Origin of the sequence: Candidatus Darwinibacter acetoxidans, from assembly GCF_041936445.1 — a bacterium.
Lineage (GTDB): Bacteria > Bacillota > Limnochordia > Darwinibacteriales > Darwinibacteriaceae > DTU010.
In genome coordinates, this window is sequence record NZ_JBHGXH010000225.1 from 1 (window position 1) to 25,349 (window position 25,349).

29 protein-coding genes are annotated in these 25,349 nt (G+C 59.6%); 6 read left to right on the forward strand and 23 right to left on the reverse strand.

Annotated features, from left to right (window positions below):
* The coding region (locus tag ACE4YL_RS08465) for a sialate O-acetylesterase (RefSeq protein ID WP_461369517.1) at nucleotides 1–757 on the forward strand (757 nt) is incomplete at its 5' end.
* A gap of 21 nt (nucleotides 758–778) precedes the next feature.
* Here the strand turns inward: ACE4YL_RS08465 and ACE4YL_RS08470 are convergent.
* The 15 genes from ACE4YL_RS08470 to ACE4YL_RS08540 form a co-directional block, all read right to left on the reverse strand.
* Entirely contained in the window at nucleotides 779–1,375 is a 597-nt protein-coding gene (locus ACE4YL_RS08470) for an HD domain-containing protein (protein ID WP_461359081.1), read from the reverse strand.
* A gap of 9 nt (nucleotides 1,376–1,384) precedes the next feature.
* Entirely contained in the window at nucleotides 1,385–2,173 is a 789-nt protein-coding gene (locus ACE4YL_RS08475) for an AAC(3) family N-acetyltransferase (RefSeq protein ID WP_461359082.1), read from the reverse strand.
* Nucleotides 2,157–2,996, reverse strand: coding sequence for a sugar phosphate isomerase/epimerase family protein (locus tag ACE4YL_RS08480; protein ID WP_461359083.1), 840 nt, complete (start codon nucleotides 2,994–2,996; stop codon nucleotides 2,157–2,159). The genes ACE4YL_RS08475 and ACE4YL_RS08480 overlap by 17 nt, the downstream gene beginning before the upstream one ends.
* A gap of 34 nt (nucleotides 2,997–3,030) precedes the next feature.
* Nucleotides 3,031–3,834: a sugar phosphate isomerase/epimerase family protein gene (locus ACE4YL_RS08485; protein WP_461365444.1), complete on the reverse strand. Its 804-nt coding sequence runs from the start codon at nucleotides 3,832–3,834 to the stop codon at nucleotides 3,031–3,033.
* A 13-nt stretch (nucleotides 3,835–3,847) separates the two neighbouring features.
* Complete coding sequence (gene yedF / locus ACE4YL_RS08490) at nucleotides 3,848–4,450, reverse strand: sulfurtransferase-like selenium metabolism protein YedF (RefSeq protein WP_461359269.1); 603 nt, start codon at nucleotides 4,448–4,450, stop codon at nucleotides 3,848–3,850.
* Complete coding sequence (gene selD, locus ACE4YL_RS08495; protein ID WP_461359268.1) at nucleotides 4,447–5,424, reverse strand: selenide, water dikinase SelD; 978 nt, start codon at nucleotides 5,422–5,424, stop codon at nucleotides 4,447–4,449. Before selD ends, yedF begins: the two co-directional genes overlap by 4 nt.
* Nucleotides 5,425–5,477: 53 nt before the next feature.
* Nucleotides 5,478–5,711 (reverse strand): DUF3343 domain-containing protein, encoded by a 234-nt coding sequence (locus tag ACE4YL_RS08500; RefSeq protein ID WP_461359267.1) that lies wholly within the window; start codon nucleotides 5,709–5,711, stop codon nucleotides 5,478–5,480.
* 1 nt (nucleotide 5,712) lies between these two features.
* On the reverse strand, nucleotides 5,713–6,858 hold the full coding sequence (locus ACE4YL_RS08505) for an aminotransferase class V-fold PLP-dependent enzyme (protein WP_461359266.1): 1,146 nt from the start codon (nucleotides 6,856–6,858) through the stop codon (nucleotides 5,713–5,715).
* A gap of 25 nt (nucleotides 6,859–6,883) precedes the next feature.
* Nucleotides 6,884–8,428, reverse strand: coding sequence for a gamma-glutamyltransferase family protein (locus ACE4YL_RS08510; RefSeq protein WP_461360446.1), 1,545 nt, complete (start codon nucleotides 8,426–8,428; stop codon nucleotides 6,884–6,886).
* Nucleotides 8,429–8,496: 68 nt separating this feature from the next.
* Nucleotides 8,497–9,891, reverse strand: coding sequence for an MATE family efflux transporter (locus tag ACE4YL_RS08515; protein WP_461359141.1), 1,395 nt, complete (start codon nucleotides 9,889–9,891; stop codon nucleotides 8,497–8,499).
* Nucleotides 9,892–10,007: 116 nt separating this feature from the next.
* Nucleotides 10,008–10,685, reverse strand: coding sequence for a DUF7424 family protein (locus ACE4YL_RS08520; RefSeq protein WP_461359140.1), 678 nt, complete (start codon nucleotides 10,683–10,685; stop codon nucleotides 10,008–10,010).
* 241 nt (nucleotides 10,686–10,926) lie between these two features.
* Nucleotides 10,927–11,604, reverse strand: a complete 678-nt coding sequence (locus tag ACE4YL_RS08525) for a DUF7424 family protein (RefSeq protein ID WP_461359139.1) — start codon at nucleotides 11,602–11,604, stop codon at nucleotides 10,927–10,929.
* 87 nt (nucleotides 11,605–11,691) lie between these two features.
* A complete protein-coding gene (gene malG / locus ACE4YL_RS08530; protein WP_461360442.1) occupies nucleotides 11,692–12,549 on the reverse strand; it encodes a maltose ABC transporter permease MalG in 858 nt (285 codons plus the stop codon).
* Complete coding sequence (malF, locus tag ACE4YL_RS08535) at nucleotides 12,542–14,053, reverse strand: maltose ABC transporter permease MalF (protein WP_461359274.1); 1,512 nt, start codon at nucleotides 14,051–14,053, stop codon at nucleotides 12,542–12,544. The genes malG and malF overlap by 8 nt, the downstream gene beginning before the upstream one ends.
* 80 nt (nucleotides 14,054–14,133) lie before the next feature.
* Complete coding sequence (locus ACE4YL_RS08540) at nucleotides 14,134–15,333, reverse strand: sugar ABC transporter substrate-binding protein (RefSeq protein WP_461369518.1); 1,200 nt, start codon at nucleotides 15,331–15,333, stop codon at nucleotides 14,134–14,136.
* A gap of 296 nt (nucleotides 15,334–15,629) precedes the next feature.
* Between ACE4YL_RS08540 and ACE4YL_RS08545 the strand changes: the two genes are divergently transcribed.
* Together ACE4YL_RS08545 and ACE4YL_RS08550 are read left to right on the forward strand one after the other, a co-directional pair.
* Complete coding sequence (locus tag ACE4YL_RS08545) at nucleotides 15,630–15,875, forward strand: DUF5320 domain-containing protein (RefSeq protein ID WP_461359276.1); 246 nt, start codon at nucleotides 15,630–15,632, stop codon at nucleotides 15,873–15,875.
* Between the two features lie 5 nt (nucleotides 15,876–15,880).
* Nucleotides 15,881–16,252 (forward strand): DUF134 domain-containing protein, encoded by a 372-nt coding sequence (locus ACE4YL_RS08550; protein ID WP_461359277.1) that lies wholly within the window; start codon nucleotides 15,881–15,883, stop codon nucleotides 16,250–16,252.
* Nucleotides 16,253–16,279: 27 nt separating this feature from the next.
* On the opposite strand, the gene ACE4YL_RS08555 is transcribed toward ACE4YL_RS08550, so the two are convergent.
* Complete coding sequence (locus ACE4YL_RS08555; RefSeq protein ID WP_461359278.1) at nucleotides 16,280–16,927, reverse strand: vWA domain-containing protein; 648 nt, start codon at nucleotides 16,925–16,927, stop codon at nucleotides 16,280–16,282.
* 169 nt (nucleotides 16,928–17,096) lie between these two features.
* On the opposite strand from ACE4YL_RS08555, the gene ACE4YL_RS08560 reads away from it, so the two are divergent.
* A complete protein-coding gene (locus ACE4YL_RS08560) occupies nucleotides 17,097–17,534 on the forward strand; it encodes a flavodoxin family protein (RefSeq protein ID WP_461366824.1) in 438 nt (145 codons plus the stop codon).
* A gap of 24 nt (nucleotides 17,535–17,558) precedes the next feature.
* Here the strand turns inward: ACE4YL_RS08560 and ACE4YL_RS08565 are convergent, their stop codons facing one another.
* Nucleotides 17,559–18,020: a hypothetical protein gene (locus tag ACE4YL_RS08565; RefSeq protein ID WP_461359280.1), complete on the reverse strand. Its 462-nt coding sequence runs from the start codon at nucleotides 18,018–18,020 to the stop codon at nucleotides 17,559–17,561.
* Nucleotides 18,021–18,035: 15 nt separating this feature from the next.
* Nucleotides 18,036–19,019: a macro domain-containing protein gene (locus ACE4YL_RS08570; RefSeq protein WP_461360441.1), complete on the reverse strand. Its 984-nt coding sequence runs from the start codon at nucleotides 19,017–19,019 to the stop codon at nucleotides 18,036–18,038.
* 148 nt (nucleotides 19,020–19,167) lie between these two features.
* On the opposite strand from ACE4YL_RS08570, the gene ACE4YL_RS08575 reads away from it, so the two are divergent.
* A complete protein-coding gene (locus ACE4YL_RS08575) occupies nucleotides 19,168–19,809 on the forward strand; it encodes an N-acetylmuramoyl-L-alanine amidase (RefSeq protein ID WP_461359282.1) in 642 nt (213 codons plus the stop codon).
* Between the two features lie 74 nt (nucleotides 19,810–19,883).
* On the opposite strand, the gene ACE4YL_RS08580 is transcribed toward ACE4YL_RS08575, so the two are convergent.
* Both ACE4YL_RS08580 and ACE4YL_RS08585 read right to left on the reverse strand, forming a co-directional pair.
* Nucleotides 19,884–20,906, reverse strand: a complete 1,023-nt coding sequence (locus ACE4YL_RS08580; protein WP_461359283.1) for a PfkB family carbohydrate kinase — start codon at nucleotides 20,904–20,906, stop codon at nucleotides 19,884–19,886.
* A gap of 188 nt (nucleotides 20,907–21,094) precedes the next feature.
* Nucleotides 21,095–21,562 carry a Dps family protein gene (locus ACE4YL_RS08585; protein ID WP_461359284.1) on the reverse strand — a complete coding sequence of 156 codons (468 nt, stop codon included), beginning with the start codon at nucleotides 21,560–21,562 and terminating at the stop codon, nucleotides 21,095–21,097.
* Nucleotides 21,563–21,755: 193 nt separating this feature from the next.
* Here ACE4YL_RS08585 and ACE4YL_RS08590 point away from each other — a divergent pair, with 193 nt between their 5' ends.
* Nucleotides 21,756–22,322: a nitroreductase family protein gene (locus tag ACE4YL_RS08590; RefSeq protein ID WP_461359285.1), complete on the forward strand. Its 567-nt coding sequence runs from the start codon at nucleotides 21,756–21,758 to the stop codon at nucleotides 22,320–22,322.
* Nucleotides 22,323–22,447: 125 nt separating this feature from the next.
* Here the strand turns inward: ACE4YL_RS08590 and ACE4YL_RS08595 are convergent, their stop codons facing one another.
* From ACE4YL_RS08595 to ACE4YL_RS08605, 3 genes are all read right to left on the reverse strand, one after another.
* A complete protein-coding gene (locus tag ACE4YL_RS08595; RefSeq protein WP_461359286.1) occupies nucleotides 22,448–23,311 on the reverse strand; it encodes a carbohydrate ABC transporter permease in 864 nt (287 codons plus the stop codon).
* 27 nt (nucleotides 23,312–23,338) lie between these two features.
* On the reverse strand, nucleotides 23,339–24,226 hold the full coding sequence (locus ACE4YL_RS08600; RefSeq protein WP_461359287.1) for a carbohydrate ABC transporter permease: 888 nt from the start codon (nucleotides 24,224–24,226) through the stop codon (nucleotides 23,339–23,341).
* A gap of 97 nt (nucleotides 24,227–24,323) precedes the next feature.
* On the reverse strand, nucleotides 24,324–25,349 hold a 1,026-nt coding region (locus ACE4YL_RS08605), incomplete at its 5' end, for an extracellular solute-binding protein (RefSeq protein WP_461369519.1).

Below are 25,349 nucleotides of genomic sequence, written 5' to 3' on the forward strand. Positions count from 1 at the left end.
GGAGCCACTGCCCCCATCCATTCTTGTCCATCATAAACCCAGCGGCATGTACAACGCCATGATTGCGCCGCTGCGGGGATGCGCCCTGCGCGGGGTTCTCTGGTATCAAGGGGAAGCCAACGCCCGTGCCCCGGAAAACTACGGAAAACTCTTCCGGGAACTGATTGCCAGCTGGCGCCGGCACTTTGGCGACGCCAAGTTGCCGTTCCTCTTTGTGCAGCTGCCCAATTACGATACCACTCTAGAAGATCTCCCCCCCGGGAACTGGGCTTTGGTGCGGGAGGCACAGCTGCAGACCTTACAGGTTCCCCATACCGCCATGGCGGTGGCCATCGATGTGGGAGAAGCAAATGATCTCCATCCCCAAAACAAGAGGGATGTCGCCTTGAGGCTGTTCTTGGCGGCCCGGCGCTTGGTTTTTGGCGAACCCGTGGCGGCCCAGGGTCCCCTTTATGCACGCATGGAACGGGAAAACGGCGCCTTAAAGGTCTTTTTCACTGGTGTGGAAGGCGGTCTTAGAGCCAAGGGTGGGGAGCTGAAGTGGTTTGAGGTGTGCGGTGCCGATGGAGTGTTTCACCCTGCCCGGGCCGGGATCCAAGGGGAGGCGGTCAGAGTGTGGAGCGAATCGGTGCCCGATCCGCGGGGTGTGCGCTATGCCTGGCACGATAATCCCGAGGGAGCCAACCTTTACAACGCCAAAGGACTGCCCGCATCGCCCTTCAGGGCGAGACTAGCAGAGGATACAGGTCCAGCCTAAGGATGCTCATTACCCGCTACCCTATTCCCGCAGGAACCCCGCTTCGATGGCCTTCTGCAGGAAACCCTCCACCACCTGGCCCAAAGCTGGGGAGATTTCCCCCACCGGCGCCAGGCGCCGGCGCACCTGCTCCGCCGGAACATTGTGCATGCGCCAGGTGCCCCCTTCAGTGACGTAGTTGAGCAGAAAGGGCTGGAGGCGGTCCAGGCAGGCTGCGAACCTGGCTTCCGGGGTGGACCTGGCTTCAAACTCCTCCCAGAGGGCGCGCAGCTCCTGCCCCTGATCCCGGGGGAGCAGGTTGTAGAGGCGCTCAGCCGCCGCCCTTTCCCGCTCCTCTTTCCCTTCGCCGGCTGCGGGATCGTAGCAGAAGGCATCCCCCGCATCGATTTCCACCAGATCATGGAGGAGCACCATCTTGACCACCTTGAGCAGGTCCACGGGCTCCGGCATGTACTCCGCGAGGAGCACCGCCATGACCGCCAGGTGCCAGGAATGCTCCGCATCGTTTTCCCGGCGGGAGCCATCGGCCACCAGGTTCTGGCGGTAGATGTTTTTCAACTTGTCGATTTCCAAGAGGAACTCGATCTGCTGGGCTAAACGTTCCGGTAAATGTTCCATTTTCCTCTCCTATCCCCTGCGGGCATACCACTGGCGGGGAATGGGTTCCCGGTCTAAAAAGAGATCTGGGTTGCGCCGCAGAAACTCCATGGTCAGATCCACCATGGGTGCCACATCGATCAGGATGCTCTCCGCATCGCCTATCCTCCCCCGCACAGCAATCCCCAGGGCCAACAGGGGCTCTTCTAATTTATCGTAGTTGTCGGAGATGCCGCGGATGGGTGCGCGGTGGCGGCGCATGGGCCTATCCAGCAGGCGCCCATCGGGAGTGCGGATCTTCAGGGGCTGGTGGTGCTCCGTGAGGCGGCGGGGCACCTTGGCCCACTCTTCCACCCCGTGAATCAGGGTGTTGCGGGTTAAGGGAACCCCCAAAAAGAGCACCTTAGCCCGGCGATCGTAGAGCTTACCGTAGCAGCCCTCCCGGGGGCAGGGGGTGTCGAACTGCTCTTCGCCGGAAGCAAACTCCCGGGCGTCCCTGCCTAGGGCCGCCACGGAATGGGTGGGATGCCAGGAGCGCACAACGCCTGGGCGCTTGCGGAACAGGTTGGTCAAAAGCCCCACACAGGAGGGTTCGTTTTCCACATCAAAGATGTTGTACTCCGCGTTGATCTGGGCCCAGGTATGGGTGGGCAGCACCAGAAGCCCCTCCGCTAGATACTCGGAGAAGGCATCCAGCACCGCATCTGCTCCCCCCTCCACCGGGCCTATGGCCTTCATGGATGAGTGGACGAGCAGCGTGTCCTGGGGCAAAACCCCCAGCTGCTCCAGGTGTTTTTTGAGATCAGCTTTCCTGTACATCCTCCACCACACGGGCAAATTCTTCTAGGTAAGGGCGGTAGTCATCGGGATCGGCCAGGATAAACTCCAAAGCCACCACGCCCTGGTAAGAGGCCTGCTCTAAGGCCCGGATTACCCGTTTGTAATCGATGCTGCCCTGGCCCAGGGGCAGGTGCTCATCGACGGTTCCAGAGTTGTCGTGGAGATGGACGTGGACAATTCTCTCAGAAAGCCGGTGCACAAAGCTCAGGGGGTCGTAACCGGAAACCACTGCATGGCCCACATCCAAGGTGATCCCCACGTTAGGCCGGCCTATTTTCCCCACCAGCCCCGCAACCTCCTCCGGGCTGCGGTAGAGCTCGTGGGGGTAAACCAGATTCTCCAAGCCAAGTATGAGATCGGCAGCTCCGTCCGCGAGCTTGCGGACCGACTCGATCAACAGCTCTTCCTGCTGGACCAGCTCCGCCTGGATGGGCGGGGATTTGGTCTCCTGGGACCACTTCCCCCCGGGCATGGCCAGCATCCCCGGGGAAGCGTGGAGGGCCACCGCCGACGCTCCAATCTCCCTGGCAAACTCCAAGGCAGCTTGCACGTCCTCAAGCGAAGCCTGCCTGATCCGGCGGTTAATGCTGCCCAGGTTGATGTCGGTTATGGGGGCATGGAGGGTAAAACTCGCCTGGAGCTCGTCTTTGATGCGCTCGATGTTAGCCCTGTACCTTTTGAACTCTTCCGGGTCGTAATGGGACTCCCCGCCCGTGATCTCAAAGCCGTGCAGGCCCGCCTTCAAAGCCCGCTTTGCGTACTGGAAATCGTGCTGCGGCTTAAACCAACCATGGAACTTCATAGATGACTCCTTCCTAGGAATGCACGATCGTGCACTAATACAGGTAATCAGCAAACCGATCTGGATCCTCCACGTCAAACTCCAAGGTGATGGCCCCCTGGTAGCCCAGCTGCTTCAAGGTCTGGATCAGGCCCACGTAGTCAATGACACCCTGGCCCAGGGGCAGGTGTTCATCGGTTTCCCCGTGGTTGTCGTGGAGATGGACGTGGAAGAGCTCGTCGAAGAGCAGGTGCACATAGTCAAGGGGATTGTGCCCCGCGATCACGGCATGCCCCACATCCAAAGTGATGCCCACATTGGAACGGTTCACCTTGCGCACCAGCTCCTGCAGCTCCTGGGGGCTGCGGTAGATCTCGTGGGGGAAAACTAAGTTCTCCAGGCAGATGAGTAGATCCGGGGCGAAGTCCGCCAGATCCTTAAGGGCCCGGATGGTCAGCTCCTCCTGCTCAGCCAGCCCCCCTCGCATCTGGGGCGTTTGGGTTTCCCGGGACCATTTCCCCTCCGGCATGGCCAGAAGGCCCGGCGCTGCGTGGACAACCACCGCCGTGGCCCCCACCTCCCTGGCGAACTCCAGACTTTCCTTTACCTCTTGCATGGACAGTGCCCTGATCTTCGGGTTGATGCTGCCCAGGTTAATGTCGATGATGGGGGCATGCACGGACAAACCTGCCTGCAGTTCTTCCCTAATCCGCCTGATGTTCTCCTTGTACCGCTCAACAAGTTCCCGCGGAAACTGGGAAACCCAGCCGTACAGTTCAAACCCGGCCAAACCCGCCTTTACCGCCCGCTCCGCATAGGCGAAATCGTGCTCCGGCCGGAACAAGCCGTGGTACCTCATGGGCTTCTCCTCTCTAGGGCCGCACAATGCGCCCAGCAGCCATTTGACTCTGCACAATCTCATACATATTAGTCACAGCGCCCACACCAAGCTGCTCTGTGAGGTTAAAGAAGTTGAGGCAGGTGCCGCAGCTGAGGATCTCCACCCCCCGCTCCGCCAGTTTGCGCAGATCGCCGAGGGTATCAGCCCCTTCCACCGCCAGTTTGACGCCGGAGTTGTAGAGCAGCACCTTGGCAGGAAGCTCTTCCAGCTCAGTTAGGGCGTAGATAAAGGACTTCATGAGCACTCGCCCCAGCTCCGAATCGCCTGTGCCCATCTGGTCGCTGCCCAGCACCACAACTGTGGGCCCGGCAGAGGGCCTCTGCGGCTGGGCTTCCCCTTCCCTGGGCGCAGCTCCCCCTTCAACAGCGATCAAGATGGCGTGCCGATCGGGGCCATAGCTTCGCACTTCATAGCCCAGCCCCAGCTGCCTGGCCATCTTCTCTAAATTCTGCACCGCTATGGTGTTATCCACGATCACTTCCAGCGTACCCGCTTCCAGATCCTTTAAAGCCCTTTTGGCCTCCAAAACAGGCAGGGGGCAGCGCAGGCCCGTGGCATCTATGGTCTTTTTCATCGCACCACAATCTCCTTTACATCCCGGTCCACAATCTCCCCAACAACGGCGGCAGGTAAACCCGCGCCCTTCAGCTCCGCCACCAAATCCTGGGCCGCGGCCCTGGGCACGCTCACCAAGAGGCCCCCGGAAGTTTGGGGATCGAAGAGCACTTCTTCCCGGCTGAAGGGGACATCCGGGCCGAAGTGGACATGGTCCTCCAAGAAGTTACGGTTGCGCTGCGCGGCGCCGGTGATCAAAAACTCATCGGCGTAGGCCAGCGCCTCAGGGATCACCGGCACTTCAGTGCTGAAGATCACCGCATGGCGCTCCCCGCCCAGCATTTCATGGAGATGGCCCAGAAAGCCAAACCCGGTCACATCGGTGCAGGCATGCACCGGGTATTTTTTGATCACCTCCGCCGCGTATTTGTTCAACATAGCCATGGACGCCACCGCCTGCTCCATGGCTTCCGGCGAAGCTTCCCCCACCCGGCCCGCGGCACAGATAATGCCCACACCCAGGGGCTTAGTCAAAATGAGCAGGTCGCCCACCTGGCAGCCCCTGTTGGTGTAGATCCTGTCGGGATGGACGATACCCGTCACCGACAACCCGTATTTCACATCCTGATCCTCTATACTGTGGCCGCCCGCGAGGACAGCTCCGGCCTCCAAGACCTTTTCACTGCCCCCCTGGAGGATGCGGCTTAGGATCTCCAGGTCCATCTTTTCCGGGAAGCAGACAATGTTCAACGCCGTCTTGGGCTCTCCCCCCATGGCCCAGATATCGCTGAGGGCGTTGGCCGCGGCGATCTGGCCGAAGAGGTAAGGGTCATCCACCATGGGCGGAAAGAAGTCCAAGGTGTGCACCAGGGCCAAATCGGCGCTGAGCCGGTACACCGCGGCATCGTCCGACTTGTCGAAACCCACCAGGAAATCAGGGTCCTCCACCTTCGGCAGCCCCGCCAGGATACTCGCCAGGACCTCCGGTCCCATTTTCGCCGTTCAGCCTCCGCCGGCGCAGAACACTAATTTTTCCGCCACGGTCCTCACCTCTCTAGTTCCACAACCTGATCGTAACGCAAAGCCAACTCCTGGGCCTTCTCCAGGAGGAGCTCCCGGTCCTCCGGTTCGGCCAGCCAGGCCAAACCGCAGTGGGCGCTGATCACAGCCGGCATGGGGATCAACCGGCCAGGCAGGCCCTCCTGCTTGCAGGCCCGTTCCCAGGCCATGGCTTGGGTTGTAGTCTGGAATGTAATCACAACCTGCCGCCTTTTACCCACACTACTGACCTCCGTACTCCTGCGCAATCCTCTGCAGGGCTTCCACCGCTACATCTATCTCTGCTTCGGTATTGACATGGGAAAAACTGAAGCGCACCGCGCCCCGCTCCTCGGTGCCCAGGGCCCTGTGGAGCAGGGGAGCGCAGTGCCCCCCGGAGCGGGTGCAGATGCCCTCCTGGGCCAAGAGCCCGCTCACCAAGCTGGCCTCAAGCCCCGGGAGGTTCAAGGTCACAATGGGCAGGCGCTCCGGTGCGGAAAAATCGCCGTAAAGCTCCACCCCGGGAATCTCCTGCACCCGCTGGTGAAAATAGCGGGTGAGCTGGGCTTCCCTCTGCCGGATCCTTTCTAAACCGAGCGACTGCACCCAGGCAATCCCTGCCGCGAGGCCAGCGATCCCCGGGGTGTTCAGCGTCCCCGCTTCCAAAGCCTCCGGCATCTCCCGGGGATGTTCCCGGGCAAAGGTCTGGGTGCCGCTGCCCCCCACCTTTAAGGGCTTGAGCTGGAGCCCCGGCCGGATATAGATGCCCCCTGTGCCCTGGGGCCCGTAGAGGGCCTTATGACCTGTAAAACAGAGCACATCGATGGGCTGGCGAGTTAAGTTGTAGGGATACCAGCCCGCCGTCTGGGCCGCATCCAGGATCAAAATCAGTTCATGCTCCCGGCAGAAACCCATGACGTGGTCAAGATCCAAGAGATTGCCGGTGAGGTTGGACCCGTGGGTAACCACCACCGCCTTGGTCCCGGGCCGGAGCGAGATCTTCAACTGGTCCAGATCAACCACGCCCCGGCGGTCCACCGGCACGATGGTGAGATCCACCCCGCGGCGCTCCAAAAGAAAGAGGGGCCTGAGCACCGAGTTGTGCTCCTGGGCTGTGGTGATCACATGATCGCCAGGTTCCAAAAGCCCAAAGAGGGCTAGGTTTAGACTCTCAGTGGCGTTGGCGGTGAAGGCTATGCGGCTGGGATCAGCCGCGCCGAAAAACTCCGCGGCGGTGAGCCTGGCCTGGAAAACCAACCTGCTCGCCGCCAGGCTCAGCTCATGACCTCCCCGCGCGCTGCTGCCCGCGCTGCGCAGGGCCCTAACTACCGCCTCCACCACTTCCCCTGGTTTGGGGAAAGATGTGGCCGCCTGGTCCAGGTAAATCATGGGCATTGCTCCTTCTGCGTCGATCCTACCACACCGCCACCGTTCCGTCCACACGGCTCTCTGTGCCGCCAAGGAGCACATCCCCTGCCCGCAATATGATCTGGCCCCGGCCGTAGCCGGTGTTTTCCTCGGTTACGGTGACCTCGTGGCCCAAAGCGGCCAGCTCCTCCACAACTTCTTGGGGCACCGTCTTTTCCAGGTGCACTTTGTTGCCTCGGATCCACTGGAAGCGGGGAGCATCCAACGCAGCCTGGGGGTTGTGCCCGAAGCGCACGAGATTGAGCACCACCTGCACATGGCCCTGGGGCTGCATGAAGCCTCCCATGACCCCAAAGGGGCCCAGGGGTTTTCCTGCCGCGGTGAGAAAGCCTGGAATAATGGTGTGGTAAGGCCGTTTCCCCGGGGCCAAGCAGTTGATGTGCTGGGGATCGAAGGAGAAGTTGTGCCCCCTGTTGTGCAGGGCAATGCCTGTGCCCGGGACCACCAGGCCTGAACCAAAGCCCATGTAGTTGCTCTGGATCAGGGAAACCATGTTGCCCTCACCATCCGCGGCGCACAGGTAGACTGTGCCGCCCTTAACCTCTGGAGAAGGCGGCGGCAGCAGGGCCTTTTCCTGAATCAGCTGGCGCTTTTCCCGGGCCCAGTCCTCGGAGAGCAGGTACTCAGGGGAAACCTGCATGTGCCGGGGATCGGTCACGGAGCGCTGGGCCTCGGCAAAGGCCAGTTTCAAAGCCTCGATCTGCAGATGGTAAGCCCGGGCAGTCAGCTTCTCTTCCGGTCCCAAGTCAAAACCCCGCAGGATATTGAGGGCCATGAGGGCCACAATGCCCTGGCCGTTGGGGGGGATCTCCCAGACTTCCACCGGGCCGAATTTGGTGCCGATGGGCTCCACCCATTCCGGCTTGAAGGCGGCTAAATCCTCTGCCCTGAGATAACCGCCGTGCTGCCTGGAAAAGGCATCGATTTTTTCCGCCAGCTCACCGCGGTAGAAAGCCTCCCCGTTGGTTTCGGCAATGAGGCGCAGGGTCCTGGCGTGATCCGGCAGGCGCACCAGCTCCCCGGCCCGGGGCGCCCGTCCTCCGGGGGCAAAGGTGCTGAACCAGGCCCGAAACTCTTCTCCCTTGAGGTTCTGTTTGTAGATCTCCCAGGCCCGGTTCCACTGGCGGCTCAGGATGGACGAAACGGGGTAGCCCTGTTCCGCGTACTCCACCGCCGGAGCAAAGACCTGGCTTAAGGGAAGCCGTCCGAAGCGCTCCGCCAAGGCCGCCCAGGCGGCCGGCGCCCCCGGCACATTCACGGGCACAAAGCCGTAGCGGGGGATCTCGGTGTACCCCTGCTTCTTAAGGGCCTCCAAGCTGATGCCCCGGGGCGCGGGGCCGCTGGCGTTGAGCCCGTAAAGCTTACCCTGCCAGGCCACAAGCGCAAAGGCATCTCCGCCGATACCGTTGGCGGTGGGCTCACACACGGTGAGACAAGCCGCTGCCGCCAGGGCAGCATCCACAGCATTGCCCCCCTGCTTAAGCAGATCCAGCCCAGCCTGGGCCGCAAGGGCGTTTGAGGTGGCCACCATCCCCTTGGCGCCGAAGACCGGGTACCTATGGGTAGGGTAGGAAACATCCAACCCGCTGAAGTTCAAACTCACGCAATTACCTCCTCGCCAGTGCTGTCCGCACGCAAACTCTGCATCTCACTATCGCTGTTCATGAAGTATAGATACCAAAGGCACAAGATAACTCCCTTGAGGATGCTGGAAACACTGATGGTCCACCACACGCCATCCAGCCCCAAGGCCGTTTGGGAAAGGAGCAGAGCCCCGGGGATGCGCAGGGCGTTGAGGCCGATGCCCACCAGGGATGGGGGCCCCGTTTTACCCAGCCCGATAAAGGCCCCCGCGGTGAGAATCTCCACCGCTTGGGGGAGCTGGGACACCCCGATAATGCGCAGGTAGGCGGTGCCCAGGGCTATGGCCTCCGGCTCATGGAGGAAAATGGAGATCAAGGGCCGGGCGGCGAAGACCAGGGCCCCAGTGGCAACCAAGCCGATGGCGGAAACGATGCCTAAACCCACAAAGTAGCCGCGGTAGACCCTCTGCCCCCGCCGGGCGCCGTAGTTCTGGCCGGTGAAGGCGCTCATGGCCGATTGAAACCCGCCCGCGGTCATCCAGGAGATGGACTCGATTTGGGACCCCACCCTCTGGACGGCTATGGCCACAGGACCCCAGGCGGAGATGATGCGGGCGATGCCCATGGAGATTAAGGTGAACAGGGCGCTCTGCAGGGACATGGGCAGGCCCATTTTGAACATACCCCGCATATAGCCCCAGTCGGGCCTGGCCCACAGCTTCAGCCCGGCAAAGAGCTCCGGGCGCCGGCGGGCTTCCCAGATAAACACGGAGAAGGCCAGCAGCTGCGCGATCACCGTGGCCCAGGCGGCCCCTGCTACTTCCAGCCGGGGCAGGGGTCCCAGGCCAAAAATGAGCAGGGGATCAAGGATAATGTTGGCCACCAGCCCCACGGCAGTGATGCGGAACGGGGTGGTGCTGTCCCCCGCCCCGTTGAATATCCCGGTAAAGATGGGCTTGGTGGCGAAAAAGACCATCCCCAAGCAGATAATGGCCAGATAGGTGCTGGCCATGCCCTGGATCTCCTCCCCCAGGCGGTAAAAGCCTAAAAGCGGCTCCCGGAGGGCAAAAAGGCCAGCGGCATAGATCAGGCTCAGTGCCACGATGAGCTGCAGGCTGTGGCCGATGGCTTTGGCCACGCCTTCCCTGTCCTGCCGCCCCATGGCCTGGGCCACCCCCACCTCGGCACCGATGCGGGGGATGATGATGAAGGCGTTGGCCAGCCAGGTGAAAAACCCGGAGGTGCCCACCGCGGCCACCGCTCCGCTGCCCAGCCTGCCCACCCAGACCATGTCGATGAGGCTGTAGGCCATCTGCACAAAGGAGGTGGCGATAATGGGCATGGCCAGTTTCGTAAGACCTGCTAAGATGCTTCCTTCAGTTAAGGGGATCATTCTGCTCTTGTTTGCCATGGTCCGTCCTCGCTTCAGTGAAATGCTGCCTGTTCTCCTATTCTCCAATCCCCCGGGCGATCCTGCACTTCCCGGGCATGGTAAAGGCCGGGACCTCCCCCCGGCCTTGAGCGTTCTTAGTCCACTGGCTGCAGCGCCCCCAGCAGGACCGCCCCCTGCTGGTAGGCGTAATCTCTCGACACGTCACTGGGCTTGATCTCCACAGCTTCCCGCCTCTCCAAGGTCAGAACCTCGGCGTAAGGCAGCGGCCGGCCGTTGGCGTAGACACCCTGGAGGTAGATGGACACAGGCTGCCTTAGATCGTTGATAATCCGCAGCGTGAAGCTGAGATCATCGCTGTCCAGGAACAGGAAGGTCTCATCGCTCAGGGATTTAAACAGACCCTCAATCCCCGCGGTGTTGAGCATCAGCCCAAAGGCCGCCAGCCCCTCCTCCCTGGGCAGAAGCGAGAGGGCTAAAAGATCTTCGCCCCACTGCAGGCTGGGGGAAGGATCATAGAGGATCACGGGTACCTGCACATCCATGAGGAAGCGGGAAAAATACCCGCCGCCGCTTCCCTTGCGGAAGTTTTTCGCCCCCCGGAAGCTGCCCGCAAGCAGCCCCTGCAGCTGCTGAGCGTACTCATCGCTGGGCAGTTCCATAACAACCGTGGCGGTGGTAAAGAGATACTCCTCCTCGCCCCTGACCACATCCAAAACGTCCTGCACGTACAAGTCCAACACCAACTCCCCGCTGCAGCCCGTGAGCAGGAGCAGCGCCGCCATGAGGGCCAATCCCCCAAGTTTCCTCCGCAACATCAAAACCTCCCTGTAGCAAGCTGCCAGTCGGCTCGCCGCGGCCGGAGCCGCATGAACATGAGATTCCACCGGAAGCGTGGAAGTTCCTGCCTGGCCACCCGGCACAGGCATACTGCGCCTTGTAACGCTTCGTGTTACATTTTCCCCGTGTTCAGCCAGGTGATGACGCCTGGGTTCCCTTCCGGGCATGGAAAAGGCCGGGAGCTTAACCTCCCAGCCCTCCGCTTACCTGAACTTTTCATTCCACCGGCGCCAAGACCCCTAAGAACACATAGCCCTCTTCGTAGGCGTAGTCTCTGGCCACATCGCCCAGTTTCAGCTCCACTGTGTCCCGCCTTTCCAGCTCCATGGGCTCCTCATAGTGGAAAGGCCGGCCGTTGGCGTAGACACCCTGGAGGTAAACAGCCGCGAGTTCCCGCAGGTCATTGTTGAGCTTGATGTAGAAGGTGAAGTCCTTGACACCCACACTGTAAAAGGAATCTTCCAGGAAGCTGGCGAAGATGCCGTCAATTTTCTCCCCGTTGAGCATCAAGCCAAAGGCGGTGTGCCCTTCCTCCATGGGCATCACCAGTACGGCCAGGGCCTCCTCAGCCCAGGGTCCCGCCTGGGAATCCTCAAACAGCACCACAGGCACCTTCAGATCCGCAATCACCTTGGAACCGTACTCACCCGTTCCAGTGCGGACGTTCTTCACGTCCCGAAAAGTCGCTTCCAGAATAGCCTGGAGCTGAGCGTTGAAATCCTCACCGGGTGACTCAACGAAGATGGTACCGGTGGTCAAAACGTATTCCTCTTCGCCGCTGGCCACCTCCAAGACATCCTGCACATACAAGTCAGTATGGAACTCCCCTGCACAGCCCGTCAAAAGCAGAACCCCGAGCACCAGCATCAATCCGACCAGTTTTTTGGGTCTCATGGAACCCCCCCTAAGGTCTAGTGTATGCACTTTTCTGCACGGGGTCTTCACTTCCTGCTCTTTCCAGTAAGTTATTTCCAACACAAATCAGCCCTTCACCGCGCCGCTGATGAGCCCCGTAACCAGGTATTTCTGGAGAAAGACAAAGAGCAGGACAATGGGCAGGGCTCCCAAAACCGAAGCCGCGGCAAACACCCCCCAGCGGCTGGCATACTGATCCTGGATGAACAGCTGCAGGCCCACCGCCAGGGTGTACTTCTCCGTGGAGGTAATCAGCACGCTGGCCAAAATCAGTTCGGAATAGACGCCGATGAACTGCAGCAGAAACACCACGGCCAAAATGGGCCGGGCCAGGGGCAGGATGATCATGAAAAACGCCTGGAAGGGCGAGGCCCCATCGATCATGGCCGACTCCTCCAGGGAGTTGGGGATGGTATCGAAGTAGCCCTTCATGAGCCAGGCGTTAACCCCCATGGCTCCCCCAAGGTAGACCATGATCAAACCGGCATGGGTGTTGATCCCGAGAGCCGGGATCAGGCGGCCGATGCTGAGCACCAAGAGGTAAATGGACACCGCGGCCAGCATCTGGGGGAAGACCTGGACCAGCAGGGAAGCAAACAGGCCGGTCCGCCTGCCCTTGAAGCGGAAACGGGAAAAGGCGTAGGCGGCAAAGGAGGTCATGATCACCACCAAAGTGGAGGTGATCAAACCGATGACCACCGAGTTTTTGATCCAGAGGGCAATGGGATACTGCTCGCTGGTGAACACTTCCCGGTAGTTATCCAAACTGGGGTTGGGGGGAATCAAGCCCTGCCCCACCAAGGTGTTGGCGGGATTGAACGATGCGGAGATCACCCACAGGATGGGGAAAAGGGCAAACGCCACGAAGACCAAAAGCACCCCATGGCGCCAGAGCGCCCCCAAGAAACTGTGCCTTCTATACATTCTTGCGCACCTCCTCCAGGGCGCCGGTAAAGCGGAAGTTGATGAAAGTCAGGGTTCCGGTGATGAGGAAGATAACCAAGGTGACCGCGGAGGCCAAACCGTAGTCCACTCCCCGGCCGCTTTCAAAGGCCAGGCGGTAGGTGTAGGAAATGAGGATGTCGGTGTGGCCCGCGGGGGTCTGGGCGCCCACAATGGGCGGCCGGCCCCTGGTCAAGAGGTAGATCACCGAGAAGTTGTTGAAGTTAAAGGAAAAGGACGCGATCAAAAGGGGCGCCACGCTCACCATGAGCAGGGGCAGGGTGATGTGCCGGAACTGCTGCCAGGACGAGGCACCATCCACCAGCGCCGCCTCGTACATCTCCTGGTTGATGCTCTGCAGGGCCCCCAAACACACGATCATCATGTAGGGGAAGCCCAGCCAGAGGTTGAGGATGACCAGGGCCACCTTAGCCCATACGGGGTCCTGCAGCCAGGGCACCCCGGAGCCGATGGTGGCTTTGAGGATGCGGTTGATTACCCCCAGCTCGGTATGGAAAAGCCCCCGCCAGATCAGCGCGGAGATGAAGGCGGGAACCGCATAGGGCAGAATCAGCACAGCCCGGTAAAAGCGGCGCCAGCGCAGGTAAGGGTCGTTCAGCAAAATGGCCAAGAACAGCCCGACGGCAAAGGTGCAGCCCACGCTGAGCAGGGCCCACTGCACAGTCCAGATAAACACCCGCATAAAGGGGCCGGTCACCTGGGGGTTGCTGAACAGCTTGCGGAAATTCTGCAGGCCGATAACCTCCCTGAACCCCGGCGTCAAGCGGGTCCCGTCGGGGGCCTGGAAGTAGCCCAGCACAGGCTGGTAGATGATTCCGCTTTCCAGATCCAAAAGCTCATCCCGCTCCCTGCTGTACTGGTACTGGGGGCGGTACACCCCAAAGGAGTTGATATTGCGCATCTGCAGCTGGCTGGTTTCATCCAAGGCAAAGGAAAGGGCGGAAATCTCGTTGGTGGCCCGCACCAAATCGGCCCGGGTGAGCTCGGTAAACTCCGCCAGGCGGTTCAGGCTGGCATCTCCTTCCTGCACCCGCTCCAGCTGGCCGGCGTGGCCCAGGAGCAGCTCCCCCTGGGGCCCCGTGAACAGGAACCACAGCTGCCCCTGATCATCGCGGTACGCTGTGTAGGAGTAGCTGCCCGCATCCCCATCGTGGATGCGGCGCTCCTGCAGCTGGGCGATGACCTGCTCTTTGCTGAGGATGTTGCCTGTGCCGTAATTGGTCACGGAAACATAGACGGTATAGATGATCGGATAGACCACCAAAAGAATCATGAAAAAGGACGCGGGCAGTAGATAGCGGTAGGGGTAACCCCGCTCAGAGATGAAGATGAAGTTGACCAGGGCCGCCCCCAAAAGCAAAAGGAGCAGGATCCAATAGGCCCCGTGGCTGTAGAGGAATAACGCAATCCAGATGATGACCACGTTGAAAATGCCCAGGAAGATTCCCTTGATGAGCTTAGCCAATTCCATCACTCATTTCTTGATCTAGCTAGGAGCCGATTCCCCCTGGAGAGGCTCCAAGGGGAATCGGCTCGACGTGCTTTTTACATGCTGTCCTTGATGGTCTGGACAATAATCTCCACTGCGTTTTCGATGGCATCCTTGGGAGCGGACTGCTGGTTGATCACCAGCTCAATGGCGTCGCTCCAAGCCGTCCACACCGAGTTCATCGCGGGGATGGCCGGCATGGGTGTTGCCTCTGCCGCGGCCTCCATCACGCCACGCATATCGGGATCTTCGTTGATGATCTCCGCTGCAGGCAGGAAAGCGGTGGGACGGGGATCCCCTTCGTAAATGGCCAGCATGGTTTCTTTGGTGGCCACAAACTCATTGAGGAAGATGTTGGCCAGCATCTTGTTCTCGCTGAAGGCGCTGATCATGAACCCTTGGGCACCCAGGAAGGGCTTGCCGTACTGCCCTTTGTAGGAAGGAATCTGGGTGAACCCGTAGTTAACCCCGGCAGCCCGCACATCACCAAAGGCCCAGGGGCCAGTCATCATGGTCGCGGCCTGGCCGTTTTGGAACAGGCTCATCATGGTGTCATAGGGTGTGGCCCTGGCGATTACTCCCTCATCCAGCAGCCGCTCGAAGAACTCAAAGCCCTCCACGGCCCCGGCGTTGGCCAGACCCACATCCAGCGGGTTCAGCACGCCCTCTTCATCTGTGCCGAAGACATAGCCCCCCAGCATGCTGAAGAAGGGGAAAGTATGGTAGGGATCGGGCTGGGGCAGCACCAGGCCGTAGATGCCCTTGGGCGCCAGCTCAGCATGGTACAGCTCCACCAGCTCTTCAAAGCTGCCGATGCCGTCTTCGCCCACCAGGTCTTTGTTGTAGAACAGGCCGATGGACTCAATGGCGTAGGGGATGCCGTAGTACTTCCCGCCCCAGGTAAAGGCGTCCAAGCCGGACTGGAGGAACAGGGACGGATCCTCAATGTCGATGGGTTCAATGAGACCATCGGTGACCAGCTGTCCCAGCCAGTCGTGGGCACCTACAATGATGTCGGGGCCTTCACCGGTGGGGGCCACGATGGCCAGGTTATCGCGGATATCGCCAAAGGGCAGCTCTTGGATCTTCACGGGAATGCCATACTCGGCCACAAAGTTCCGGGCCACTTCCGTAAGTACGGGAGCCCTTTCACTATCGGACCAGATCAGCAGCTCTCCGGGGACAGAAGCGGCTGCCGGCAGGCTCAAGGCCACAGTTAACAGCAATACCAAAAACAGCGCAGCTACTCTTTTCATACAGGCACCTCCATTTGTTTTTCTCCGCTGAGACGACAAAAAGACCGAACCCATCACCTCCGCGTGATAACGTTTGCACTACTGACAAAAGGAACAAGAGGACGTAGTCCCCATGTGATAATTATTCTCTAGCCAAGCCCTTCCTCCTTCCTTTTGGGCAAATTTTTCGTTGGAGAACTTAACAAGGCCTAATTCTTTTTGAAAAACTGCCGGCGGGTTATTGACATATGTCCATAATCAAGTTATACTGAAAGCAAATGAACATATGCCCAAAAAGAAAGGAGGGAAAAGACGGGATGCCTAGAATGGATGGAACGGGACCATGGGGTTTGGGTCCCCTTACGGGACGGGGCCTGGGTCCCTGCGGTTGGGGCCTGCGCGCTGCTCCCGGCTGGGGCTGGGCTTCTGGCTGGCGTCGCTGGTATTCTGCGGGTTTCACCCGGGAAGAGCTGCTGCAGGAACGGAAGAAGCTGCTGGAAAGGCAGCTTGGCTTGATCGAAGAAGAACTAAGAGCTGTTCAGCGCGAAGAACATGAGGAGTGATCCTGTTGCCGAGACCCCGCAAAGGGCGCAGGGTATGCTGCCTGCCGCCGCATACGCTGTTCGGACCTTTACACGCCCCTCCCCACGGTGAGGTGGTCATGACGGTGGATGAGTATGAATCCATCCGCCTGCTGGATCTGGAAGGGCTCACCCAGGAAGAGGCGGCCCAGCGTATGGATGTGGCCCGCACCACCGTCCAGCGCATCTATGCCGCTGCCCGCCACAAGGTAGCCCAGGCTTTGTACGAAGGCGCTGTCCTGCGCATTGAAGGCGGGGATTATGAGCTGTACCCGCCGGACCAGGCTGCCTACGGCTGCGGCCGCTGCCGCAGGCAGCGGCGGGGGCTTGGCGGAAGACACGGCAGACATGATATGTAAGATCCCAGGCTGACCTGGGATCTTTTTTCACGGCCTGGGGCTGCGCTGCTTGTAGTCCCGGGCGATTTTTCGCCTCCAGTCCCCCTGCACCTGGCCGGTTTGCCGGTAGGCAGCCACCGTCTCGCTCATCACGGCGAAGTTGAGGGCGATACCCCGGGGATCCGCATGGAAGCTCTGGGCCCGGTCCGCACCGATGCCATACTGGCCGGCGGTGGCGATGGCATCCATGTTGGCCCCCAAAAAGACAAACTCCCAACCGTGTTTGTCCTTCGCCTCTTCCACCAGGGCCTTCACCCTCTCCACCGAAAACTCCCTGCTGCTGTTTTCAAGGCCGTCGGTGATGATCACGAACATGACCTGGCGCGCAGCGTCCCCGTCAGCCGTTGGCTCCTGCTCCGCCTTGATCCTCTGGATGGTGAGGCCCATGGCGTCGAGCAGCGCGGTGGAGCCCCCCACCTGGTATTCCGCCCTGGTAAGAGGCTGCACGGCCGCCAGGTCAACCCGGTCATGGAGCAGGTGATAACCGTGATCGAAAAGCACTGTGGTCACCCGGCAGCGGCCCTCCAGCTTCTTCTGGTCGGCCAAAAGGGCATTGTAGCCGCCGATGGTGTCCTCTTCCAGGCCGCCCATGGAACCGCTTTTGTCCAAAAGGAAAACCAGCTCGGTTAAGCCCATCCTACTACCCCTTTCCCCTATGTTTATTTGCTTACAGGATAGCAGGAGCAGCTGGTCATCTGGTCGCTTCACAGGCGACAAATCTCGACTTCAGCAGGAAGCTTCCCCTCTAGGGAATAATGTTACAGACGTGACCACCCGAGCACAATCCACCAGAGGGGGAGAGCCCATGCAAACGGCTATCATCTACTGCTCCCAGCACCACGGGAACACCAAAAAGCTCCTGGACGCCATAGCCCAAGAAGGCGGTGTCGATCTGATGGAGGCATCCGCCAGCCCGGAAGTTGACCTTGCGGCCTATGATCTCATCGGTTTCGCCTCCGGCATCTATTACTCCAAGCTGCACTCCGCCGTCACAGCCTGCGCCGCTAGGAACCTGCCCAGGGGCAAGAAGATTTTCGTCGTTTACACCTACGGATTGTGGAAGCCCGATTTGCGGGACCTGGAGCAGATCGCCAGGGAAAAGGGCGCGCAGATTTTAGGAGTTTACGGCTGCCGCGGTTTCAGCGACTATGGCCCCCTGAAGCTTCTCGGCGGCATCGCCAAAGGGCGCCCCACTGCCCAAGACATCGCCGGGGCTGTGGCCTTCTACCGGGAGCTTAGGTAAAGCGGTGGCGGGCAGCCAGCGCCGCTACCACAAGGGGAAGCTTTCCAGGGTTACCGCGAAGTGGAAAACAAGGAACACTAAACTGGCTATGGTGATGGGCAGAACCCGCTTGGCCAGCCCGGCAAAGAAGAAAGCAGCGGGGGGCAGGATCACCAAGGAGTAGATGATGAAACTGCTCTGCCATCCCAAGAAATAGCAGGCCCAGCCCAGCCAGTACAAGGCGATGGCCCCAAGGCTCACTTTGCCACAAAGCCCCGCCGGGATCAAAGGCTCACTCTCCCTGCGGGAAACCAGAAATATGAGCATGACCACAAGGGCAATCCCCAGGACATGCTCCCCAAACTCCAGCCCGGGCAGGCTGGATCGGCTGCCCGCTAAAGGATCCTGGGCGGGCGGGAACAGGACCCAGAGCACATTGGGCAAAAGCTGCAGAACCGCAACTAGAAAACCAAACTTGGAAAACCCGAGGGTGACATGGCGCAGCACATCATTTCCCCCATTCTATTCCTCAGCATTCTTACCCACGCTGCCCAAAAGGGGCTGGTCGTAGCTGAACAGCACTTCATTTAGTTCAAAGATGTCGTACTTACCGTTGATGATGAAATACTGGACAATCACGTCAAACACTTGGCTGGGGGAAAGGGCGTAACCAGCCTTTTTCAAAAGATCATCCGTTTCTTCCATGGTGAGCTCCAGGGCAATGGCCAAGGCCAACACCGTGCGCTTGCTGGGGATATAGTCCTTATTACTGCGAATCTTAGAAAAGAGGCGCCGGTCTAAATTGGCCCTTTTGTAAACCTCCACATCGGTTCTGCCCTTGGCATCGATGAGCCTAAAGAGCGCCTCGGCAAAGGGTTCCTCCAGATCCTCCAGCAGTTCTTCCACGGCTGGCTCCGGGACTGCAGCCCGGGGTGAGTAGGTGACCACTTCCCTTTCGTAAAGGCGCCCGTGGAGCTCTTCCCGCTGCTCCGCCAGGTAGCGGGCTACGCCCACCAGAAGCTCGGCTTCCACCTCAATGGCCCCTTTACTCAACACCGCCAGATAGACCTCCAGCTCGTGCTGGGCTAAGAAATCCCGGATAGCTGTGGTGGCAATGCGCAGGGCCTCCCGTTTGGGGTAGCCGTAGATGCCGGCGGAGATCAGGGGAAAGGCAATGCTCTGGCAGTTGTTCTCCACCGCCAGGCGCAGGCTGTTGAGATAGCAGGAACGGAGCTGCTCCGCCTCGCCCCGTTTCCCCCCTTGGTAGATGGGACCGGCGGTGTGGATCACGAACTTCGCGGGCAGGGCAAAACCGGGGGTGACCACAGCCTCGCCCACCGCAATGGGTGCCAGCGGACGGCAGGCCCTCTCCATCTCGCCAGCGCCTGCAGCACGGAAAATCGCTCCACTCACTCCCCCGCCCATGGTCAAATTGGTGTTGGCCGCGTTGACAATGGCGTCCACCTGCATTTTAGTGATATCCTGCTGGACAATGCTGAAGGGCATGGCTTCTCCTCCTTTCCATCTTCAAAGCTGTATTCGTCCTCAACTCCCCACTGACCTCCCAAGAGTTACCATTCCGCCCGGCATTTTCTTCCAAAGGAAGGGGCAGAGCCAACGGGGAACTGGGCCTGAAGAGAAAGGAAAGATGCCTATGTACAGACTCCTGCTGGTTGTGCTGCTGGGCACCGCCCTTCTAGCTACGGGGTGTGTAGGGGGTGGAAAGGGGGACTTGATGGAACTGGAGATCAAACCCGCCCCAGGCGGTCTGATCCCCCGACCATCACGGCCCCTGGGCGCCAAGGATATCCGGTATATCATGCTCCACGCCATCAGCGATGCAGCGGCCAACCCCACGGATCCCTTCCAAATCAGCCGCATCGCAAGCCTCTTCCGCGCTTACGGGGTGGAGGCCCACTATCTCATTGACCGCGAGGGGCAGATCTTCCGCTTCGTGGCCGATGACCAGGTGGCGCGCCATGCCGGAAGCGGCACCTGGAACGGCGAGCCCCAGCTCACGGACAACATGAACCGCTACGCCATCGGCGTCGAGCTTTTGGGTATCGGCAGCCCCGGGGAAATGGAGGACGTCATCGGCTCCGCGGCCAATGCCCTGATCCGGGAGGAAGATCGGGGCTACACCCCGGAGCAGTATGCGGCCCTGCGCCTGCTTTTGGATCACCTGATGAACCGCTACGCCATCCCCAGGGAGAACATCCTCACCCACGCCCAGTACGCCCCGGGGCGCAAATGGGATCCCGGCGTGCTCTTTGACCGGGAACGCTTGGGCCTCTAGACTGCCCGGGATCCAGAAGGCGCAGCCTAGTGCGCTGCGCCTTCTAGAGAGGAATACCGAAGCAGTACTCGCTTTCAGCGTTTGACCCGGCCGGAGCGTTCCCCCTTAGCCAGGGCTTCCACTTCGGCTAAGCTCACATGGTTGAAATCCCCTGGAATGGTCTGCTTCAGGCAGGAAGCCGCGGCGCCAAATTCAGCCGCCTCCTGCAGGCTCATCTTGTTCAGCAGTGCGTAGATCAGGGCACCGGCGAAGGCATCTCCTCCGCCCACCCGGTCCACAATGTGGATATCGTACTGGGTGGACTGGACAAACTCGCGACCGTCGTAAAGGACCACCAGCCACCCGTTATCGGAAGCACTGCGGCTGATGCGCAGGTGGCTGCCCACCAGCTGCAAGCCGAAGCGGTCGATGAGCTGCTGGGCCACCTGGCGGAACCCTTCCACATTGATCCTGCCGGCGCTGATATCGGAGCCGCTTCTGATACCGAAGACAGCCTCCGCATCTTCCTCGTTGGCGATGCACACATCCACATGCTGCAGGATCCGGGACATAACCTGGCCGGCCCGTTCCCTGCTCCACAGTTTAGCCCGATAGTTGAGATCGCAGCTGACCTTGACCCCCCGGTCCTGGGCCGCCTGCACCGCCTGCAGGGAAATCTCTGCCAGAGTGGGGCTTAGCGCGGGGGTAATCCCGGTGATGTGGAACCAAGCGGCCCCTTTGAAGATGCTGTCCCAGTCGAAGTCCCCTGGGCTGGCCTCGGCGATGGCGGAGTGGGCCCGGTCGTAGATCACCAGTGATGGACGCTGGCTGGCTCCGTTTTCGCAAAAATAGATGCCCAGCCGCTCTCCCCCCCAGACGATATAATCCGTCCGCACTCCGTAGCGGCGCAGGGCATTGAGGGCGGCCTGCCCCACGGGGTTTTTGGGCAGCTTCGTTACGTAGTAGGCATCTACGCCGAAGTTGGCCAGGGTCACCGCGACATTGGCCTCACCGCCGCCGTAGATGGCTTCGAAGCTCTCTGCCTGGACAATGCGCTTGTAATCAGGCGGGGTCAGCCGAAGCATGATCTCCCCAAATGTGACCACCTTTTTGCTCACCGTATCACCTCACCTACTGGAACCATCCCGATTCTCAGCTACTTAAATATTTCCTTCTATTTTTTCCTGAAAACCCCTTGTGCCAAAGCGCGATGTTCAGCTGGGAAATCCCGGGCAGAGGCGCCAATGAGAAAACCCCAGGCTGGGCCCGGGGCTTCTCTGCAGGTGACTATTTGAGGGGTAACTACCTACTTGAGGTAGGCATCAAGCATCCAAACGGTTTTCTCGTAAGCGGATAGGGAGCCGATCATCAAGTCTGCAGTGGACTCGTCGCCGATTTCCTGGGCAGATTCGATTCCGGCGCGCAAATTAGCAATCAGGGTCTGGTAATCAGCCAGCAGCTGCTTCACTGCATCGGCGCCATCCACAGCCACGCTGGCAGCTTCCTTCAGCTGGGCCTTCTTCAGATACTCCGCCATGGAAGCGCTAGGCCGGTGACCGAGCATCAGGATGCGCTCCGCCACTTCATCAATCTCCTCTGCCACCGCATCGTACAGCTCTTCCAGCTTAGCGTGGATGGTGAAAAACCCTTTGCCTTCCACGTTCCAGTGGTAGTTATGCAGTTTGGTGTAGAGCACGTGGAGATTAGCCAGATGCTGATCCAGGTGATCTACCACCTTCTTCGTTCCTTCGTTTGGCAATCCAATCCGGTTCATGAACACAGCCTCCCATAAGCATATTGTTTTTAGGAAAAGCTCCTAATCTCATCTGCTGACTTAATGATAACAATTATCATTAAGTATGTCAAGGGGGATCTTTCCCCGGCAGGCAAGATTTTCTGCCCCGCTGTCGAAGTATGTGACTTACAGCACAATCCTTTTGCCGATCTTTTCTCAGGAGGTGCAGACCATGACTGAACGGCGCAAGCAGGCAGAACCTGCCTTCGCCACCACTACCGTCGATGTGCTCACGGCCATACGGGAGCGGCGCAGCATTCGCAGATACACCGCCGAGCCCGTCAGCCCAGAGCAGATCAACACCATTTTGCAGGCGGGCCTCTGCGCGCCCACCGCCAGAAACCTCAGGCCCTTCCATTTCGTGGTGATCCGCGACAGAGAAAAACTGGAGAAGCTGGCCAAGGGCAAGATCCACGCCCGTATGCTCGCGGGTGCAGCCTGCGGCCTTGCGATCTGCGGTGACAAGCAGGTGGAAGAGCGCATGGAGCATCTCTATGCGGACTGCTTTGCCGCGACGCAGAACATCCTTTTGGCCATCCACGGCCTGGGCCTGGGCGGCGTCTGGCTGGGTGTGACCAAGGATTCCGAATGGTACAAGCTGCTGCGGGAAACCTTGGAGCTGCCCGACCACATCGAGCCAACCGCGGTTGTGGCCCTGGGGCATCCCGCAGAAGAACGCCCCACCCCCCACACTTGGGAGGAAAGCAAAATCCACTGGGACAAGTGGACTTCCGGCTAAACCTAACATTCGGTAACACAGCTTAGCATGACCCCCATGGGCAGATTCCATGCGTAAAGCACAAAGCCCCGCTCCCCAGCTTACCGCTGTGGAACGGGGCTTTTCCTACTCCTAACTCCTGACTTCTAGCCCTTGGTTGCCGAAGTCAAGCCCTCCTTGCTCACAAAGTACTTAGACAGCGTGAGGAAGAGGATGATCATGGGCAGGCTGGCCAAAACGGCCACAGCCATCATAATCCCCTCGTCGCTGTGGGTTTCCGCCATGTACCTGGTGATGTAGAGGGGAATGGTCTTCATTTCATCGCTCTGGACCACCAGCAGGGGCCAGAGCAGGCTGTCCCACTGGGAGCGGAACGCCAGGATAGCCAGGGTGGCCACCGCCGGCCCCGAGCTGGGCAGGACAATGCTGCCGAAGATGCGCAGCTCCCCCGCGCCATCGATGCGGGCGGCATCCAGGATCTCATCGGGGAAAGTGATCAGATACTGGCGCATCAAAAACACTCCGAAGGCATTGGCCAAAAAGGGCAGGATCAAACCGGCATAGGTATCCTGCAAACCCATGCGCATGGCCACCATGTACAGGGGAATCATGATGGCCTCAAAGGGAATCATCATGGTGGCCATAATCAGCATAAACACCAGGTTCCGGCCCTTGAACTTGAACTTGGCCAGGCCGTAGCCGGTGACAGAGGAAAGCAGCACCGTAAAGAAGGCCACGCTGCCAGCCACAATCAGGGAGTTGAGCGCATTGCGGAAAAAGATGAAATCATCCTCAGGTCCCTTCAGCCCATTCCAGTAGTTGGGCCAGTAAAACCCATCGGGGATCCAGGGGTAAGGCAGGCGCAGAATATCCCTGGCGGGCATGGCGGAAGCGGTGAACATGAAAACCAAAGGCACCACAACCAAGGCGGCGGCCAGGATTAGAAACAGCCACATGGCACCTGTGGACACTCTTTCGAGATACCAAGAACGCGTTTTTTTCGTAGACATTTTAACCCTCCTCTCCTGCCGCGGCCCCTACATGAAGGTGACTTCCTCGGTCCGGGAGACCTTCAGCTGCAGCCAAGTGAAAACAAACATGACCAAAAAGAGCAGGATGCTCATGGCTGTGGCCCGGCCGATGCGGTAGTCCTTAATGGCGGTATTGTAAATGCTCAAGGTGATCACGTTAATGGGCCGCGTGGGAGCCCCCGCGGTGGTGAACAAGTACTGGGTGCTGAAGGTCTTCAGGCACTGGATCATGGTCATGACCGAAACCAGCAGGGTTGTGGGCTTGAGCAGCGGAAAGGTGATCCGCCAAAACAGCTGCCAGCGGTTGGCTCCGTCAATGAGGGCGGCCTCATTGAGGGTCTGGGGTATGGCGCCAATTCCGGACACAAAAAGGACGGTAAAATAGCCGACATATTTCCAGAAGTACACGATAATGGTGGAAAGGCGCAGCATGGTCGTGTCCGACAGCCATTTGTAGTTCACGCCATAGGTGCCCATTAGAGCATTCATGGCCTGGTTGGCCAAGCCCCTGGGGTCAAAGATCAACAGCCAGATCAAGGCGGCCACCACCGAAGAAAGCACCGCCGGTGCGTAGAGTGCTAGCTGGAAGAAGCGGCGCAGCCTGGTGATGGACATGATGCAGACCGCGAGCATTAAACTGAGCACCACCAAAGGCACAAAGGTACCCACGGTGAAGATGGCCGTATTCTGCACAGACAACCAGAAATCCCTGGACCTGAACAGATAGGTGTAATTGTCCCAGCCCACAAAACGAGGCGGCCTCAGGGACAGGAGATTTCTGTTGTAGAAGCTCTCGATCAAGGCGTTGATAATGGGATAGAAGCTGAAGGCGGAGAAAAAGACCAGGGAAGGCAGGACAAAGATCCAACCCCACATGGCTTTTTTCCGCTCCATGCTGAATCCTCGTTTGCGGCGCATTGTGTCCCTCCAAAGAAAGAATAGTGAAGAAGCCCGAGACCAGCCCGGGCTTCCCTTGGGGCATCAGGCTAAATCAATACTGGTCGTCCAGAACCTCCTGGATCTTCTCCCGCAGGATGTCCAGGGCTTCTCTGGTATCCATGTTCTCCAGCATGACGCTTTCCACGGCTTCCTTAATGAAGCGCTCAAACTGGTAGCCGTTCTCATGCAGGAAGACGATGTGGCCCCGCTCCATATCGTTCATGAACACATCCATGTAAGGCAGTTCCATGAACCTGGGATCGTTCAAGAGGTCGTTGCGGGGCTGGATGATGTTGACAACTTCCAGGTATTCCCACGGATGATCCAGCATGTAGGCGATGAACTTCCACGCCCAGTACTGCTTCTCGGGGGAAGTCTGGGCATTGACCATCATGTAGTGGCCGTAGTAGGAGCAGGCCACATCCTGCACGGCGTTTTCAAATACTGGGAAGGGAACGACTCTCCATTCGCCGCTCTCGAAGAACTCGGGGTTGTCGATGCGCAGACGGCCCTGCTGATAGAAGCCGGAGAGGCACATGGCGATATCGTTGTTGTCGTAGTCCCAGACTTTGCGAGCCGAGGTGTAGGTGGGGCTGCCCAGATTGCGCCCGTGGGGGCCGAACTCGCGGAACCACTCGAGAACCTGGAGCCAAGCCTCATCGTTCACGATGGCGGTCTTGCCATCTTCGCTGATCAGAGCACCGCCCAGCTGTTCCACCATGGGCAGCATGGCCACCAGGTAGTAAGGATAGCGGAAGTCAAAGCCGCGGCGGACGATGATGTCGCCTTCGCGAATGACCAGCTTCTCGGAGATCTCGATCATTTCTTCCCAGGTCTTGGGGTAATCCACATCGGGATCGAGACCGGCATCCCGGAACACCCGGTCATTGATGTAGATGGCCCAGTTGGTGAGCTCCAGGGGCAGGCCGTAGATCTCGCCATCCATGGTTACGGGGTCAAAGGTGCCGGGCAGGTAGTTGGCCACAAGTTCCTCGGCGCTGGCATAGCCCGCGGCTTCATAGTTGACCGGTGCCACCCGGCCGTGGATCATATAGCCGTATTCCTGCTCAATGGGCAG